This is a genomic window from Actinoplanes philippinensis (genome assembly GCF_900113015.1).
Taxonomy (GTDB): Bacteria; Actinomycetota; Actinomycetes; order Mycobacteriales; family Micromonosporaceae; genus Actinoplanes; species Actinoplanes philippinensis.
Genome location: NZ_FONV01000009.1, coordinates 78063 through 93982, shown reverse-complemented (window position 1 = coordinate 93982; position 15920 = coordinate 78063). Strand labels below are relative to the sequence as shown.

At 73.3% G+C, this 15920-nt stretch carries 17 protein-coding genes; 12 read left to right on the top strand and 5 right to left on the bottom strand.

The window, feature by feature from the left end; genetic code table 11:
* Positions 1-20: 20 nt before the first annotated feature.
* Positions 21-530 (top strand): GNAT family N-acetyltransferase, encoded by a 510-nt coding sequence (locus BM290_RS23840; RefSeq protein ID WP_093618448.1) that lies wholly within the window; start codon positions 21-23, stop codon positions 528-530.
* Positions 531-628: 98 nt separating this feature from the next.
* On the opposite strand, the gene BM290_RS23835 is transcribed toward BM290_RS23840, so the two are convergent.
* A complete protein-coding gene (locus BM290_RS23835) occupies positions 629-1525 on the bottom strand; it encodes an LLM class flavin-dependent oxidoreductase (RefSeq protein ID WP_093617703.1) in 897 nt (298 codons plus the stop codon).
* Positions 1526-1574: 49 nt separating this feature from the next.
* On the opposite strand from BM290_RS23835, the gene BM290_RS23830 reads away from it, so the two are divergent.
* From BM290_RS23830 to BM290_RS23810, 5 genes are read left to right on the top strand one after another with little or no spacing between them, the layout of a single operon-like run.
* Positions 1575-2426 (top strand): hypothetical protein, encoded by an 852-nt coding sequence (locus BM290_RS23830; RefSeq protein WP_143133910.1) that lies wholly within the window; start codon positions 1575-1577, stop codon positions 2424-2426.
* Positions 2426-2998: a DUF4129 domain-containing protein gene (locus BM290_RS23825; protein ID WP_093617699.1), complete on the top strand. Its 573-nt coding sequence runs from the start codon at positions 2426-2428 to the stop codon at positions 2996-2998. The genes BM290_RS23830 and BM290_RS23825 overlap by 1 nt, the downstream gene beginning before the upstream one ends.
* Entirely contained in the window at positions 2995-4302 is a 1308-nt protein-coding gene (locus BM290_RS23820; RefSeq protein ID WP_093617697.1) for a DUF4350 domain-containing protein, read from the top strand. Before BM290_RS23825 ends, BM290_RS23820 begins: the two co-directional genes overlap by 4 nt.
* The gene (locus tag BM290_RS23815; RefSeq protein WP_093617695.1) at positions 4299-5261 is read left to right on the top strand and encodes an AAA family ATPase; all 963 of its coding nucleotides are present in this window, start codon (positions 4299-4301) and stop codon (positions 5259-5261) included. Before BM290_RS23820 ends, BM290_RS23815 begins: the two co-directional genes overlap by 4 nt.
* The gene (locus tag BM290_RS23810) at positions 5261-6574 is read left to right on the top strand and encodes a DUF58 domain-containing protein (RefSeq protein ID WP_093617693.1); all 1314 of its coding nucleotides are present in this window, start codon (positions 5261-5263) and stop codon (positions 6572-6574) included. The genes BM290_RS23815 and BM290_RS23810 overlap by 1 nt, the downstream gene beginning before the upstream one ends.
* Here the strand turns inward: BM290_RS23810 and BM290_RS23805 are convergent.
* The gene (locus BM290_RS23805) at positions 6541-7503 is read right to left on the bottom strand and encodes a stage II sporulation protein M (RefSeq protein WP_093617691.1); all 963 of its coding nucleotides are present in this window, start codon (positions 7501-7503) and stop codon (positions 6541-6543) included. The genes BM290_RS23810 and BM290_RS23805 overlap by 34 nt on opposite strands.
* A gap of 23 nt (positions 7504-7526) precedes the next feature.
* On the opposite strand from BM290_RS23805, the gene BM290_RS23800 reads away from it, so the two are divergent.
* Complete coding sequence (locus tag BM290_RS23800; protein WP_239143669.1) at positions 7527-8375, top strand: RDD family protein; 849 nt, start codon at positions 7527-7529, stop codon at positions 8373-8375.
* 61 nt (positions 8376-8436) lie between these two features.
* On the opposite strand, the gene BM290_RS23795 is transcribed toward BM290_RS23800, so the two are convergent.
* Positions 8437-9552 (bottom strand): hypothetical protein, encoded by a 1116-nt coding sequence (locus BM290_RS23795; RefSeq protein WP_093617689.1) that lies wholly within the window; start codon positions 9550-9552, stop codon positions 8437-8439.
* A gap of 34 nt (positions 9553-9586) precedes the next feature.
* Between BM290_RS23795 and BM290_RS23790 the strand changes: the two genes are divergently transcribed.
* Positions 9587-10723, top strand: coding sequence for a questin oxidase family protein (locus tag BM290_RS23790; protein ID WP_239143670.1), 1137 nt, complete (start codon positions 9587-9589; stop codon positions 10721-10723).
* A 43-nt stretch (positions 10724-10766) separates the two neighbouring features.
* On the opposite strand, the gene BM290_RS23785 is transcribed toward BM290_RS23790, so the two are convergent.
* Positions 10767-12293: an FG-GAP-like repeat-containing protein gene (locus BM290_RS23785; RefSeq protein WP_177319870.1), complete on the bottom strand. Its 1527-nt coding sequence runs from the start codon at positions 12291-12293 to the stop codon at positions 10767-10769.
* Between the two features lie 112 nt (positions 12294-12405).
* Here BM290_RS23785 and BM290_RS23780 point away from each other — a divergent pair, with 112 nt between their 5' ends.
* The 4 genes from BM290_RS23780 to BM290_RS23765 all read left to right on the top strand — a co-directional run bounded on the left by BM290_RS23780 (position 12406) and on the right by BM290_RS23765 (position 14736).
* Positions 12406-13071, top strand: a complete 666-nt coding sequence (locus BM290_RS23780; protein WP_239143671.1) for a hypothetical protein — start codon at positions 12406-12408, stop codon at positions 13069-13071.
* Positions 13072-13283: 212 nt separating this feature from the next.
* Positions 13284-13463, top strand: coding sequence for a hypothetical protein (locus BM290_RS23775; protein ID WP_093617683.1), 180 nt, complete (start codon positions 13284-13286; stop codon positions 13461-13463).
* Positions 13460-13870, top strand: a complete 411-nt coding sequence (locus BM290_RS23770; RefSeq protein ID WP_239143672.1) for a PIN domain-containing protein — start codon at positions 13460-13462, stop codon at positions 13868-13870. Before BM290_RS23775 ends, BM290_RS23770 begins: the two co-directional genes overlap by 4 nt.
* Before the next feature lie 134 nt (positions 13871-14004).
* Positions 14005-14736, top strand: a complete 732-nt coding sequence (locus BM290_RS23765; protein WP_093617681.1) for an alpha/beta hydrolase family protein — start codon at positions 14005-14007, stop codon at positions 14734-14736.
* Between the two features lie 51 nt (positions 14737-14787).
* Here BM290_RS23765 and BM290_RS23760 read toward each other — a convergent pair whose 3' ends face one another.
* Positions 14788-15876 (bottom strand): DUF808 domain-containing protein, encoded by a 1089-nt coding sequence (locus BM290_RS23760; protein ID WP_093617679.1) that lies wholly within the window; start codon positions 15874-15876, stop codon positions 14788-14790.
* Positions 15877-15920 lie beyond the last annotated feature (44 nt).

Here is a 15920-nt window from a genome sequence, read left to right as displayed (position 1 = left end):
GCGAAACGGACACCGTGCTGATGACCTGGACCACCCGTCCCGAGACACCCGCCGACATCCCGGCGATCCACGCCCTGGTCGCCGCCGCGTTCCCCACCGCCGACGAGGCCCACCTGGTCGACGCGCTGCGCGCCGACCAGGACGCCTGGATCGACGGGCTGTCCATGCTGGCCGTCGACGAGCACGGCACGGTCACCGGGCACGCGCTGCTCACCCGCTGCCACATCGACGGCACACCCGCCCTCGCGCTGGCCCCCTGCGCCGTGCTGCCCGCGGCCCAGCGCACCGGCGCCGGCACCGCGGCCATCCACGCCGTGCTCGACGCCGCCCGCGCCCGCCGCCGGGAGAACCTGGTCGTCGTGCTCGGCCACGCCTCCTACTACCCGCGGTTCGGGTTCACCCGCGCCTCCGGGTTCGGGATCACCGCCCCGATCGAGGTGCCCGACGACGCCCTGATGGCGCTCGCCCTGGATCCACGGCAACCCGTGCCGGCCGGGACGATCCGCTGGGCGCAGGCGTTCGGGATCTGACCGGCACGCACCGCCCGCCGCCCCGGCGGACGCGCCGGGACCGCGACGCACCGCCTGCCTCGCGGGGACAGCCACGGCTCCCGGCGTGGGTCGTACCCCTAGAAGGTGGTGACGATCGACCGGATGGTGTCGAGGGCCTTGAGTTTCGCCGCACCCTTGCCGAGCAGCCCATCCGGGATGATCAACTCGTCGAGGCCCAGCTCACGGTAACCCTCGACGGCGGCCGCGATCGCCGCGCGCGACCCGCCGTAGACCGGCGCCGTCAGATCCGCCGGGACCGGCCCGTCGACCACGACCAGCGCCTGCGCCGTGCGTTTGACCGCCCCCGGATCACGGCCGACCGTCGCGCAGTGCTCGTCGAGGACCCGCGACTTGTGCGCGATCAGCTCCGGCAGGCCCCACGTGTTCCACTCGTCGGCATACTCGGCGACCACCTTCAACATCCGCTTCTCGCCCTTGGCGCCGATCAGGATCGGCAGCGGGTCCTGCACCGGCTTCGGGTCGCAGGTCGCGTCGGTGAGCCGGTAGTGCTCGCCGTGGAAGGTCGTCACCGGCGTGCGCAGCAGCCCCCGCAGCACCTGCAGCGCCTCCACGAACCGGTCCAGCAGCTCGGACACCGGCGGCAGGCCGATACCGTACTGGGCGTGCTCGTTGACCTGCCAGCCCGCCCCGACCCCGAGCACGAACCGGCCACCGGTGATGTGATCGACCGTCGCGGCCATGTTGGCCACCACCGCCGGATGCCGGTAGGTGTTGCCGTACACCAGCGTGCCGATGCGCACCCGCGGCACCGCCGCACCCAGCGCCGCCACCAGCGAACCCGCCTCCAGCACCGGCAGATCCACCGGCTCACCGACCGGCTTGTTGGCCATGAAGTGATCGGCGATCCACACCCCGTCCCAGCCGGTCGCCGCCGCGTGCGCGGCCACCTCCAGAATGTCGGCATACGGCTGGGCGGCGGTGGGCCAGATCGAGAGTCGCATGCCGGCAACCATGCCAGACCGGACGCCGGGCCCCGCGCCCGGTTCACCTAGGATGCCCGCCATGCGGGTGGACGGGGAAACGGGGATCATCCCGCTGCGGGCGATGACCGCGGGGGAGATCCTGGACGCGGCGGTGGCGCTGCTGCGCCGGCACGCCGCGCCGCTGCTCGGCCTGTCGCTGGCCCTGTCCGCGCTCGAGCAGTTCCTGCTCGGCAAACTGCGCACGTTCGCCGAGCTCAGTCCCCTGATCTACTACTGGCGGATCAACTCCGAGGACATCGACTGGGTGCCGGTCGTGGCCGCCGGGCTGGCCGCCGAGGCGTTCATCATCGCGATCCTCGGCGCCTGCGCGGGCGCAGCCGCCGGCCCCGCGCTGCTCGGCCGGCGGCTGCGCGCCCGTGACATGCTGCGCCGGGCCCGGCCGCTGCCCGCCCTGCTGCTGGCCGTCACCCTGGCCGCCCTCACCTTCGGCGCCGCGGTCGCCGGTTTCCTCGGCGTGATCTTCGTCTACGGGCTGGCCGGCCTGGCCACCGCGGTGCTGACCGTCGACCGGACCGCCAACCCCTTCACCGCGATGGGCCGCGCCGTCGGCCGAGCCACCCGCAGCGGCATGCGCGGGGTGTTCCTGCGGCTGCTCGGCTACCTGGTGTGGCTGGCCATCCGGCTCGCCCTCGGCAGCGGCTGGATCCTGGCCGCCAACATGATCACCCCGATCACCGGCGGCTCCTGGTGGGTCGGCCTCGCCGTCCCGGTCGCCTGGGCGCTGGCCAACGCCGTCGCCTACGCCGCGCTGGCCTGCCTCGACGCCGTGCTGCTGCTGGAGATCAGGATCCGCACCGAAGGGCTCGACATCAGCGTGAACCGGGCCCGCAGCCTCGGCGCCGACCCGGCCGCCGCCCTGGTGGTGCGCTGATGAGAGGCTACGACGACCTGGTCGGCCGGGTCTTCACGATCGTGTCGCCGCCGCTGCTGCTGCTCCTGCTGCTGGCCGCCACCGCCCTGACCGCCGCCCTGTGGTATTGGTATCCCGCCTGGATCCCCCGCCGCCGGCCCCGGCTGCCGCGGCTGCCCCGGCTCACCCTGCCGAGGTGGCGGCGCCGCAAACCGAAACGGGCGACATCCGCCCCGGCTCGCCCCGCCGCCCCCGGCACACCGGGCGCCACCGCCGCGCCGGCGCCGGGCGGAACACTCGCCGACCGGCTCGCCGCCGAGGGCCGCTACGCCGAAGCCATCCGCGAACGGCTGCGCGACACCGTCGCCGACCTCACCCGCGCCGGCCTGATCGACCCCGACCCCGGCACCACCGCCGCCGAACTGACCACCGCCGCCGGCACCGGCCACCCCGCCGTCGGACCCGCCCTCACCGGCGCCACCGACCTGTTCTCCGACATCTGGTACGGCCACCGCCCCGCCGGCCCACCCGAGGACGACCGGATGCGCCACCTGACCACCGAGGTCCGCGACCGGCTCGGAGGCGGCCGATGAGACGCTGGCTGCGCGCCGCGATCCCGTTCGCCGCCCTCACCGCCCTGATCACCGGCACCCTGATCGTCCACGCCATCGAGCAGCCCGACGACGACGACCCCGCCTACCTGACCCCGGCGAAGGCGCAGGGCATCGGCGGCGGCACGCTCGCCCAGCGGCTGCGCGAACGCGGCGTCACCGTCGACCGGGTCACCACCACCCGCGCCGCGCTCGACACCATCGGCGACGAGCCGGTCACCGTCTTCGTCGCCACCCCCGACCTGGCCGACCTGCCCCGCCTGCGGACCCTGCCGGCCGGCAGCCACGTGGTGGCCGTCGACCCGTCCGCCTCGGCGCTGCGCCGCAGCGGCTGGCCCGCCGAGGTCGACGCCACCTACTGGAACACCACCGTGACCGACCCCGCCTGCGACGACCGGATCGCCGTCGAAGCCGGGCCCGCCGCCGTCCGCAAGACCGCGTACGCCGTCACCCGCGGCGGCGTCTGCTACGACGGCGCGATGGCCACCTTCCCGGCTGGCGAGCACACCGTCACCCTCGTCGGCTCGCCCGACCCGTTCCGCGACGACCGGATCGCCGAACACGGCAACGCCACCCTCGCCGTCGGCCTGCTGTCGCGCCACGACCGGGTCGTCTGGCTCGACGTCCACGAACGCGACCGGCCCACCCCGTCCCCGACACCCACCACCACCCGGCCCCGGCCCCCGGTGACCACCGACGGCCCGCCGTCACGCAGCCCCGCCCCGGCCGGCACCGACCCCTACGACCAGGGCGGCGGCAATCCCGGCAACGGCAACGGCGGGCGCGGCGGCCCGGGCGGCGGCAACGGCGGCCCAGGCGGCGGCGACCAGCAGGCCGGCGGCCCGCCCGACGACCCGCTGCTGCAGAGCCTGCCCCCGGCCCTGCTGGCCACCCTCATCCTGCTCGCCCTGGTGCTGCTGGCCCTGGCCGCCGCCGCGGCCCGCCGGCTGGGCACCCCGGTCAGCGAGCCGCTGCCGTCGAAGGTCCCCGCCAACGAGACCATGCTCGGCCACGCCCGCCTCTACCAGCGCGCCCGCGCCCGCACCGCGTCGCTGGACATCCTGCGCGCCCAGGCCCGCCGCCGGCTCACCACCCACCTCGGCCTGCCCCCGCACGCCGACAGCGAACAGATCGCCGCCCACGCCGGCCTGCCGGTCCGCTACGTTCGCGACATCCTCGACGGCGAGGCCCCCGGCAGCAACGCCGACCTGGTCGAGGCCGCCACCCTGCTGCAACGCCTGGTCCGCGACGTGACCACCCAGCCCTTCGAAGGAGAGCAGTCGTGACAACCGACACCCACCAGGCCCGCGAAGCTCTGGGCCGGCTGCGCGCCGAGGTCGGCAAAGCCGTCGTCGGCCAGGACGCGGTTGTCGGCGGGGTGCTCGTCGCGCTGCTCTGCGGCGGCCACGTGCTGCTCGAAGGCGTCCCCGGCGTCGCCAAGACCCTGCTCATCCGGGCCCTGTCGACCGCCCTGGACCTGGACACCAAACGCGTCCAGTTCACCCCCGACCTGATGCCCGGCGACGTCACCGGCTCCCTGATCTACGACGCGCACAGCGCCGCGTTCAACTTCCGCGCCGGACCGGTCTTCACCAACCTGCTGCTCGCCGACGAGATCAACCGGACCCCGCCGAAAACCCAGGCCGCGCTGCTGGAGGCCATGGAGGAACGCCAGGTCACCGTCGACGGCCACCCCCGGCCGCTGCCCCAGCCGTTCCTGGTCGCCGCCACCCAGAACCCCATCGAGTACGAGGGCACCTACCCGCTGCCGGAAGCCCAGCTCGACCGGTTCCTGCTGAAACTGTCGGTGCCGCTGCCGCAACGCGACGAGGAACTCGGCATCCTGCGCGCCCACCACCACGGCTTCGACCCCCGCGACCTGAAAGCCGCCGGAGTCACCGCCGTCGCCGGGCCCGCCGACCTGCTCGCCGGCCGCCACGCCGTGCAGCGCGTCGCCGTCGCCGAACCCGTGCTCGCCTACATCGTCGACCTGTGCCGGGCCACCCGTACCGCACCCGCCCTGGAGCTCGGCGCCTCCCCGCGCGGCGCGACCGCCCTGCTCGCGGTCGCCAAGGCCAACGCCTGGCTGCACGGCCGCGACTACGTGCTGCCCGACGACGTGAAAGCGTTCACCGTGCCCACCCTGCGCCACCGGGTCCGGCTGCGCGCCGACGCCGAACTCGACGGCGCCACCGTCGAAGGCGTGCTCGCCGCGGTCCTGGCCGCCGTGCCCGCACCCCGCTGATGGTCACCCACCGCTTCGCCGTGCTGCTGGCCCTCGGGCTGCCGTTCACCGCGCTCACCCCGCAACCCTGGTACGCGCTGGCCGCCGTCACCGCCGCCGCGGTGCTGCTGGCACTGCTGGACGTGGCGATGGCCGGACCGCTGACCGGGCTGCGGCTGCGCCGCGACGGCGACCGCACCGTGTGGCTCGGCGCCGGCGCCCGGGTCATCCTCACCGTCGCCAACACCGGCCCCCGCACGGTGCGCCTGCACCTGCGCGACAGCTGGGTCCCGTCCGCCGGCGCCGGCCCGCTCTTTCACACCGCCACCCTGCGCGAAGGCACCGAACACTCGGTCACCACCACACTCACCCCGACCCGGCACGGCGACCGGCCCGCCGTGCGGGTCACGCTGCGCTCGGCCGGCCCGCTCGGACTGGCCTACCGCCAGCGCGGCCGCGCCTGGAACGAACACCACACCCCGCCGTGGACGCTGCGGGTGCTGCCCCGCTTCCCGTCACGCCGGGTGCTGCCGGAGAAACTGGCCCGCCTGCGCGTCGTCGACGGCACCGTGGTGACCCGCGGCCGCGGCCACGGCACCGAGTTCGACGCGCTGCGCGAATACGTGATCGGCGACGACGTCCGCTCGATCGACTGGCGGGCCAGCGCCCGCGCCTCCGACGTGGTCGTACGGACCTGGCGCCCGGAACGTGACCGGCGCGTCTTCTGCGTCCTCGACACCGGCCGCACCTCGGCCGTGCTGATCGGCGACGCCCCGCGCCTGGACGCCTCGATCGACGCCGCGCTGCTGCTGTCGGTGCTGGCCACCCGCGCCGACGACCGCGTCGACCTGCTCGCCCTCGACGCGACGGTACGAACCCGCATCGAAGGCCACGGCAACCGCAAACTGTCCCGGCTCATCGACGGCATGGCGTCACTGCACCCGCAACTGGCCGAGACCGACTTCACCCTGCTCGGCCAGGAGATGCTGCGCCGCGACCGCAAACGCGCCCTGCTGGTGATCTTCACGGCGCTGGACACCGCCCCGATGATCGCCGGGCTGCTGCCGCTGCTGCCCCGGCTCACCGCCCGGCACAAGGTGATCGTCGCCGCCGTCCGCGACCCGCTGGTCAGCCGCCTCGCCGAACTGCCCGCCGACCCCGGCCCCGCCGACGTGCACCGGGCCGCCGCCGCCCAGCGGGTGCTCACCGAACGCGACCGGGTCCGCGACGTGCTCGCCCACTCCGGGGCCACCGTCGTCGACGCCGACGCCGACACCTTCGCCGGGCAGGTCGCCGACGTCTACCTGCTGCTCAAAGCCTCCGGCCGCCTCTGAACCGCCCGGCCCCACACCAGCGCGTAACCCAGGAACAGCAGCCACAGCACCGCCCCGATGCCGACCCGCGCCGCCGCCGGCAGCCCCGACGGCGTCACATACGCCTCCAGCAGCCCCGACACCAGCAGCACGAACACCAGCCCGACCGCCACGACCATGCCCTCGCGCGCCCACCGCACCAGCGACTCCCGGCGCGTCGACGAAGGACCCGGCGCGATCCACGCCCAGCCGATGCGCAACCCCACCCCGCCACCGATGAAGATCGCCGTCAGCTCCAGGAAACCGTGCGGCGCGATGTAGGTCAGATAGATGTCACCGGCCCCGGCGTCGAACATCGCCGCACCCATCATCGCGATGCTGATCAGGTTGCTGCCCAGCAGGTAGAACACCGGCAGGATCAGCACCCCCGACGCCAGGCACTGGGCGGCCAGCATCGCGTTGTTCACCCACACCGCGCTGAAGAACGTCTCCGCCCGATACTCGCTGTAGTAGCCGACGAACTGCTCCACCAGCCGCGCCTCGTCCGGATGCGCCCCGAACCACGCCTCCAGCACCGCCGGATACGCCTGCACATACTCGATCAGGCCCCACGCCGCGCCGACCATCACCACCATCACGGTCAGCCACCACCAGCGGGTCCGGTACAACGCGGCCGGCAGATGCACCGCGAAGAACGCCGCGACCGGCCGCCACGACAACCGCTCGCTCCGGTTGATCGCCGCCCGCCCGGCCAGCACCAGCCGCGACAGATCGGCCAGCACGACCGCGTCCGGGGTGCGGCTGCGCACGATCGACAGATGCGTCGCGGCCCGCTGATACAGCAGCACCATCTCGTCGATCTCCGCCGTGTTCAGCCTCCGGCGCCCGACCAGCACCTCCAGCCGCCGCCACTCACCGCCGTGCTCGGCCACGTACGCATCGAGATCCACCCTCGCAGCGTAGAGGGCCCATCGTGTTGACTGTCGGGGTGCTCACCACCGCCGAAGCCGTCGAGATCGACGTGCGCCCCGCCCGCCTGGGCTCCCGCGCGATCGCCCTGATGTTCGACATCCTGATGCAGGCGATCGTCTTCGGCTTCCTCACCGCGGTGTACCTGATCGGCCTGGACCTGCTGCCCGCCTCGTACAGCGACCTGATCCGCCCCGACACCGCCTACCTGATCGGCATCGCGCTCGTCGCCGTCGGCTACCCCACCACGATCGAGACGCTCACCAACGGCCGCAGCGTCGGCAAACGCATCATGGGGCTGCGCGTCATCCGCGAGGACGGCGGCCCGGTCCGCGCCCGGCACGCCTTCACCCGCGCCCTGATCGGCCTGGCCGTCGAATGGCCCGGCCTGCTGCTGCCGCTGATCACCTGGGCCGGCAGCCTCGCCACCATGATCGCCTCCGAACGTGGCCGCCGCCTCGGCGACCTCGCCGCCGGCACCCTGGTCGTCCACGAACGCCGCCCGGTCCCCTGGAACCTGGTGCCCGGCATGCCCGCCGGCCTCGCCCCCTGGGCCGCCGACGCCGACCTGTCCGCCGTCGACGACGACCTGGCCGAGGCGATCCGCCAGTTCACCGCCCGCTCCTTCAACTTCGCCGAACCGTACCGCTCCGTCCTCGGCCAGAACCTGCACGCCGAGGTCAAAGCCAAGGTCACCCCGCCACCACCACCCGGCACCCCACCGTGGCTGTTCCTGGTCGCGGTCCTCGCCGAACGCCGCCGCCGCTCCGCGGCGCAGCTCGCCGCCACCCGAGCCGTCACCCAGCGCGTCCTGCCAGGCTTCGGCCAGCTTCCGGCCGGCACCCGACAATAATCAAGCGGGGGTACGGCCCACGCGCCCCCAAACCCGCGCAAGAGGCCTCCCGGCCGTCGCGTCACTGCAGCCGCAGCACCCCGTCCACGCAGCTGACGACCATCCCGCCCGGTCGTTGCAGGCGTGCCGCCCGCACCGGCCACCGCCCGTCCACCGGCTCCGCAAAGTTGACCAGCACCCCGCCGCCGCAGGACACCAGCGTCAGAACCGCGCCGTCGGGCACCTGCTCGTCACCGCGGGGACGGTCGGGAACCTCACCCCACGCGTCGGCCATCCGCCGGAACGCCTGCTCCCGTGCCGCACCCCGCAGCCGCGACGCCGCCACCGCCCGCGTCCCGGCCCCGGCCAGCGGCTCCACCAGCCGTTCCAGCGCCACCCGGCCGACATGATCCGCATACCGCACCCGCCGGATGTGCAGCATCGACATGAAGAACGCCAACGACGCGGCACTCGCGGCCCCCGACGCCTGCGCCACCACGCCGGAGACCCGGCGACCGACCTGTTTACGCCACGGCGGAACCCCGGCCGCGACCTGCCCGGCCGCGCGCGACAGATACCACTGGTCATCGCTCGGCCAGACCGTCACCGGCCCACCCCGCAGCGACCCGCCGCCGATGCGGACGTGCCCGGCCGACAGGTCGAGCCCGTGCAGGTCCGCCGTGTCGACACGCGCCCCCTCGACCGGCATGAACAGCGAGAACTCGCCGTCCCCGGCAGCGAACGTCCGCGGCGCACGCACCTGGACCGAACCGGCGAACCCGTCACCCGACCGCTCGATCCGCACCGTCTCGACCTGCGCGTGCGCCAGATCGTAGTCCCGCTCCAGCCCGGCAGCCGCCACCGGCAGCACACCGGCACGGATTCGCCCGCCATAGTCGCGGGAGTACCTGCGGTCCACCGGTTCCCGCAGCAGCCGCCGCATCGGGTCACCACCGGCACCGGCCATCCACTCGTAGCGCTCCCGGCCGAACCCACCCATCCACCGCAGCGCGGCCCGCGCCGCCCGTTCCCGCCGCCACCGGCCCCGGATCCCGAGCACCCCGAAGAAGTTCGACGTGTTGTTGTCCCACACGTCGGCGAGCCGGGCGACCTCCTGCCGGTCGAACCGCCGCCCGTCCGCGGCGATCTCCGCGATCCGCCGCACCGACGTGTCGACCAGCCCCGCGAACAGATCCACCGCACTGATGCTTGACCTCAACAACGGTTGAGGGATGAGGCTGGAAACCATGACCGTGATGATCCTCGACGAAGCCCTCGACCGGCTGCGCGACACCGGCCCGGAACGCGACGGCTGGCTGTCCAACCACGCGCCGATGGCCGTGGAGGCGCTGGTCCACGCAGGTCACAGCGATCGCGTGCACCGATGGATCGACGACTACGCCGACCGCCTCGAAGAACGGCCCCGCGGCATCGCCCGCATCCACCCCGACGAGTGGCGCGAACCGCTCGGCGACCCGGTCCGCACCGGCGACTGGCTCGACCTGTTCGACATCGAGCTGCGCGCCGCACCCTGGCAGGACGTGCTGACGCGCTGGTGGCCGCGGCTGCTGCCGGGCATCGCCGCCGGCGCCACCCACGGCGTCATCCGGGTCGGCCACGCGGTCCGGGCACTGCGCGCCGCACCGACACCGGCCCGGATCACCGAACTCGGACAGGGACTGGCCTACTGGGCGGCCCGCTGGCAGCCGCTCGCACCGGCCGGCGCCGGCCCGTACCGGACGTCCGACCCGCGAGCCGCCCTCGACGCGGTGCCACGGATCCCCGACCAGCGGTTCGGCATCCGACACCGGCTGGCCCAGCTCGCCGACCTGCCACAACCACCGTCCCCACCCGTCGCCGACGGCGACAGCGGACGCGGCGCCGACGGCGACCGAGGTGACGGCCGCGGCGGTGACGGCGGTGACGGCGACCGCGGTGAAGGCCGCGGCGATGGCGATGACGGTCGCGGCGGTGACACGCGGGAACGGCTTGCCGCCGTCGTGGCCGCGGCCGCCCGGCGCCACGGCGAATACGGCCACGGCAGCCCGGTGATGATGGTCCACGCCGTCACCGCACCCAACGCCGTCCAGCGGGTGCTGCCCGCCCTGCCGCCGAGCCTTTGGCCGGCGAGCCTGGCCGCCGCCTGGGCCGCGACGGCCGCGATCACCGCCGCCTACTCCCCGGCCGAACCCCGCCCGCTGCCGGCGCCGCGCCCCGGCCTCACCGTCGCCGACCTCACCGCCCGGGCCGCGGCCATCGGCGACGCGCACGCGATCAAATACGCCGACGCGGTCGCCGACGTCCTGGCCTCCGGCCCGGAACCGGCCCTGCTCGCGGCCGCGCTGCGCAGCGTCGACGACCTGGCGTGACGCTGCGCAGCGCGGGCTGGCGTGACGCTGCGCAGCCCGGGCATCAGCCGATCGCGCCGTAACCGGCGAACGCCCCACCGGTGGGCCACATCGCCGCATACGACGTCAGCTTGCCCGCCCCGTCACCCGGGAGGAACAGCATGTCGTTGTTGTTGTTGATCGCCGCGATGTCCAGCCGGCCGTCGGTGTTGAAGTCGCCAGCGGCAATGCCCTTGTAGTTCACGAACGCCCCACCGGTCGGCCACATCGCCGCATACGACGTCAGCTTGCCCGCCCCGTTACCCGGGAAGAACAGCATGTCGTTGTTGTTGTTGATGCCCGCGATGTCGACCTTGCCGTCACCGTTGAAGTCACCGGCCGTGATCGCCTTGTAGTTCGCGAACGCGCCACCGGTCGGCCACATCGCCGCATACGTGCTCAGCTTGCCCGTGCCGTTGCCGGGGAAGAACAGCATGTCGTTGTTGTTGTTGATGCCGGCCAGGTCCAGATGGCCGTCACCGTTGAAGTCACCCGCGGTGATCGCCTTGTAGTTCGCGAACGCGCCGCTGCCGGGCCACATCGCCGTGTACCCGAGCAGCTTGCCCGCCCCGTTGCCCGGGAAGAACAGCAGGTCGTTGCTCTTGTTGATGCCGGCCAGGTCGGCCTTGCCGTCGTTGTCGAAGTCACCCGTGGCGATCGCCTTGTACCCGGTCCACGCGCCGCCGGTCGGCCACATCGCCGCATACGACGGCAGCCTGCCCGCCCCGTCGCCGGGGAACAGCAGCAGATCCTGCTTGTTGTTGATCGCCGCGACGTCCGGGTTGCCGTCGTTGTTGAAGTCGCCGCGCGGCTTGATCTCGGCGGCCGTCTGCGCCACCCAGGCGGCGATGTCGTCAAGCCGCGTCTGCGTGCCACCCGCCGTGGCGTCCGCCGGCGCGCCGAGACACCCACCCTGGCCGCCCGAGGAGGTGATCGCAGCCAGCTCGAACCCGCCGGCCACGCTGCGCAGCCCCGGCCCGCCCGCGTCACCCCGGCACGGCCCGGCCTGACCCTCGGCGGCCGGCTCGACGGTGATCGCCGCCGCGCCGACCCCGGCCACCGTGAACGTGCCCAGATGCGCCTGGCCCGGCACCCACTCGGTGGCGGTCCGCCCATACCCGATGACCGACACCGTCTCACCCGCCACCGGCGCCGCGGTCGCCACCGTGACCGGCGTCACCCCGGCCGCCGAGGTCGCGAGCTTGATCAGCACCACGTCACGGCTCGCGTGCGGCACCACCCGCGTCGCCGCCCGGCCCACCCCGGCCACCGTCACGGTGGTCGCCACCTTCGGCGCGCCGTCGGTCACCACCTGGCCACCGGCCTCGAAACACGACTTGGCCGTCACCACCCAACGCGTGTTGACCAGCGCGCCCGTGCAGGCGAACCCGGTGCCGGGAGCGCCCACGACAACCTTGGCGAGATACGGATGAACGGCCCCGTCGACCGTCGTGCCACTCACCGCCCCCACCGGAACCGGCACCAGCACCGCCGCCACCGACACCGCTGCCACCGTCACCCCGATGACCCGCCGCCGCGAGACTCGCCGCATAGATGTTTCCCCCATGATGGTCCCCCGCCGCCGACTCCCACATCCGTCGGCATAGACGTGATCGAATATCGACGACCGGACGATACACGGGCGTGTGCGCTTCAATGGGCCGGTGACCGCTCACGACCTGGCCGCTGCCCTGCCGGACATCACCACCCTCCGCGAGCGCTGCCGGGCGCTGGCCGTGCTGGACGCGATCCTGAGCCCGGCGGAGCTGTCGCGGCACCACGGGTTCGGGTCCGACCGGCCGCACGGCACGGAGACGGCGTCGATGGACAACGGCTCCGGTGACGCCTGGTCGATCGAGTTCTCCCCGGCCGGGGCGTTCCTCCTGGGATTCGACCACGAGTCGCCGATGAGCCCGGCCGCCAACGACGAACAGCCGTGGCCGGGACTGATCGACACGGTCCCGGAGGCGTTCGCCGCCGCGCTGACCGAGCCGGCACTGAGCTACGACGACGCGCTCGAAGCGACGATCTGCCTGTGGCGGCAGCCCGGCGACGACCGGTGGCACGCCGGCGACATCGACTTCCCCGACCGCCCCGACCCGGACGGCGCCGACCGGCTCTTCGCCGTGCTCCTCGATCCGACCGGCCGGGAATACCATCGCTTCGCCGAGGACAACTACGGCCGATCCGTCGATCGCGACGCGGTCCGCGAGGTCTTCGGCCTGACCCCGCTGACCACGACCCTGGTCCGGCGCCTGAACGCCGACCGGTCGACAACCGCCCTCCGCACCGACCTGTCCCACCTCGGGTATCCCTCGCGGCTGGCCTGACGGCCACCCCGCCAGAGGCGCCGGCCCTGCACACCGCTCGACCGCTCGGGCCGCCAGACACGGCCACCGGCCCGGCGAACCCCACCGCCCGCCCCGCACGAGCGGAAACGCCCCAGCGTGCCCGTCCCCCTCCATGCGCACCACCTCCCGTACCTCCTCTATCACCGCGAGGCCCATATCCGGTTCACGTGGGGCGCGGATAGAATCCCGGCGTGACCGACGACGCCGACAACCCCGACGTCCCGCCGAGCCGCCGGCTGGCGGCCCTGCTCGGCCTGCCCGAGCCGAAACCGTTCGACGAGGCCGAGGAGCGCGCCTACCAGCAGTGGCTCGCCGACGGCGACGCGCAGGTCGAGGCCCTTCTCGCCCGCCGCCGGCAACGCGCCGCGTGATCCAGGTCCGCCCGCACATCCTCGACGCCTCCGCCCTGGTCGAGTTGTTCTCCGGCCATCCCCGGCTGATGCGGCTGCTCGACGACGCCGACGCCGGCGACCGGTTCGTGATCGTCCCGACGCTGGCGATCGCCGAGGCGCAGGCCGTGCTCAACGCCCGCCAGTCGCACTGGGACCGGATCCTCGGCGTGCGCAGCCTGCTCACCATCGACCTGAGCCCGCACGTCGCCGTCGAGATCGGCCGGCTCGCCGCGCCGCGGCTGGCCCGGCACCCGGTGCGCCCGCCGCTGGCCGGCCCGCTGATGACCGCGCAGGTGCTGCACGAGGCGCAGATGCTCAACGGTGTCATCGTCACCCGGGTCCCGGAGCCCTACGACGGCCACGACGTCGCCGTCCAGACGATCTGATAGGTTCGCCGGTGCCGTGCGCCACGACTACCCGGGGAGGTGAGACCGATCAAACGCTGTGACCGATCGGGGCTCCCCGCCTCGCATGGCCCGGGGAGTGCCCGTCCAGGCATTCCGAAAGGCCTCGATTACTCGTGCGCTCCCTTTCCACGTCGTCCGCTGATGGCGTTCGACATCTGATCCTCACCGTCGGTGACGTCCCTGCCGCTCTCTGGACCCCGCAGAGCGCCTCGGGCGCCCGTCCCCTGATCGTGATCGGTCATGGGGGTGGCCAGCACAAGACGGCCCCGGCCGTGTTGCACCGGGCCCGCCGGTTCGTCGCCGATCTGGGCGCCGCGGTCGTCAGCATCGACGCGCCCGGCCACGGCGACCGGCCGGTCCACGCCGCGTTCGACGCCGCCGCCACCGCCAACCAGGCCCGCATCGACGCCGGCGAGGATCCGATCGCCCTGATCACCGCGTTCCAGGCGATGGTGGCCGAGCAGACCGTCCCGGAGTGGCGGGCCGTGCTCGACGCCGTGCAAACCCTCGATCATGTCGGCGCCGGCCCGGTCGGCTACTGGGGCATGTCGCTGGGCTGCGGGCTCGGGGTGCCATTCGTGGCCGCCGAGCCGCGGGTCCGGGCCGCCGTGCTGGGCCTGGGCAGCGGCCTGGCCAATGCCGGCGACGCCGCCCGGATCACCGTGCCGGTCGAGTTCCTGGTCCAGTGGCACGACGAGCGGGTGCCCCGCGAGCAGAGCCTGGCCCTGTTCGACGCGTTCGCGTCACCGGACAAGACGTTGCACGCCAACCCGGGCGGCCACTCGGACCGTCTGCCGGAGCACGAGCTGGACAGCGCCGTCCGGTTCTTCGCCCGCCACCTGTGACAGACGGGCCCGGCACCGTGATCGGTGCCGGGCCCGCCCTACCACACACTGTTACTGCTTGGATTCGGAGGACGGCTCGGCGGAGGACGACGGCGCCGAGGTGGCCGCCGCGTCCGAACCGGACGACGGCGCCACAGCAGCGGCCGGACCTGAGGCGGCGGCCGGATCCGAGGCCGTGGACGGTGCCGGGGCGGCAGCGGCCGGAGCCGAGGGCGCGGAGTGCGACTTGCGGTGGAACGTGACCGCCATGAACGCCACGATCACCGCACCGATCACCAGCCCCACGACCGCGCTCGCGAGAGTGTTGGTGAACCAGCCGAACACACCACCGAGCGCCCCGGTCGCGTCGTGGACGGCCTCCTCCATGTGGTGCACGATCGAGTACGGCCCGTGCCAGCCCAGCTCGTCCGCCCCGACCAGCAGGATGTGCCCGCCGACCCACAGCATCGCCGCGGTGCCGATCACGCTCAGCCCGGTCAGCACCTTCGGCATCGCCTTGACCAGCCCGCGGCCGAACTTCGCGACACCCTTGCCGGGCTTCTCGGCCAGCCGCAGACCGACGTCGTCCATCTTGACGATCAGGCCGACCGCCCCGTACACCAGCACCGTCATGATCACCGCGACGATCGACAGGATGATCAGCCGCGACCAGAACGCCTCGGCGGCGACCTCGTTCAGCGAGATCACCATGATCTCGGCCGACAGGATCAGGTCGGTGCGGATCGCCCCGGCGACCAGCGTCTTCTCGTCGACGCGCTCCTGCTTCTCCTCGCCGTGATCGGAGTGGGCGATCTTCTCCCAGATCTTCTCGGCGCCCTCGTAACACAGATAGGCGCCACCGACCATCAGCAGCGGCGTCAGCAGCACCGGCAGGAACTGGCTGAGCACCAGGATCACCGGCAGGATGATCAGGAACTTGTTGCGCAGCGACCCGATGGCGATGCGTTTGACGATCGGGATCTCCCGCTCGGCGGCCAGGCCGCGCACATACTGCGGGGTGACGGCGGCGTCGTCGATGACCACACCGGCGGCCTTGGCCCCGGCCTTGGCGGCGGCGACCCCCACGTCATCGACGGACGCGGCCGCCGCACGCGCCAGCACCGCGATGTCGTCCAGCAGGGCTGCGAGTCCAGCGCTCAAGGAAGAGGTCCCTTCAAGTCGAGAAGCTTTCGTGCAGGCTCATT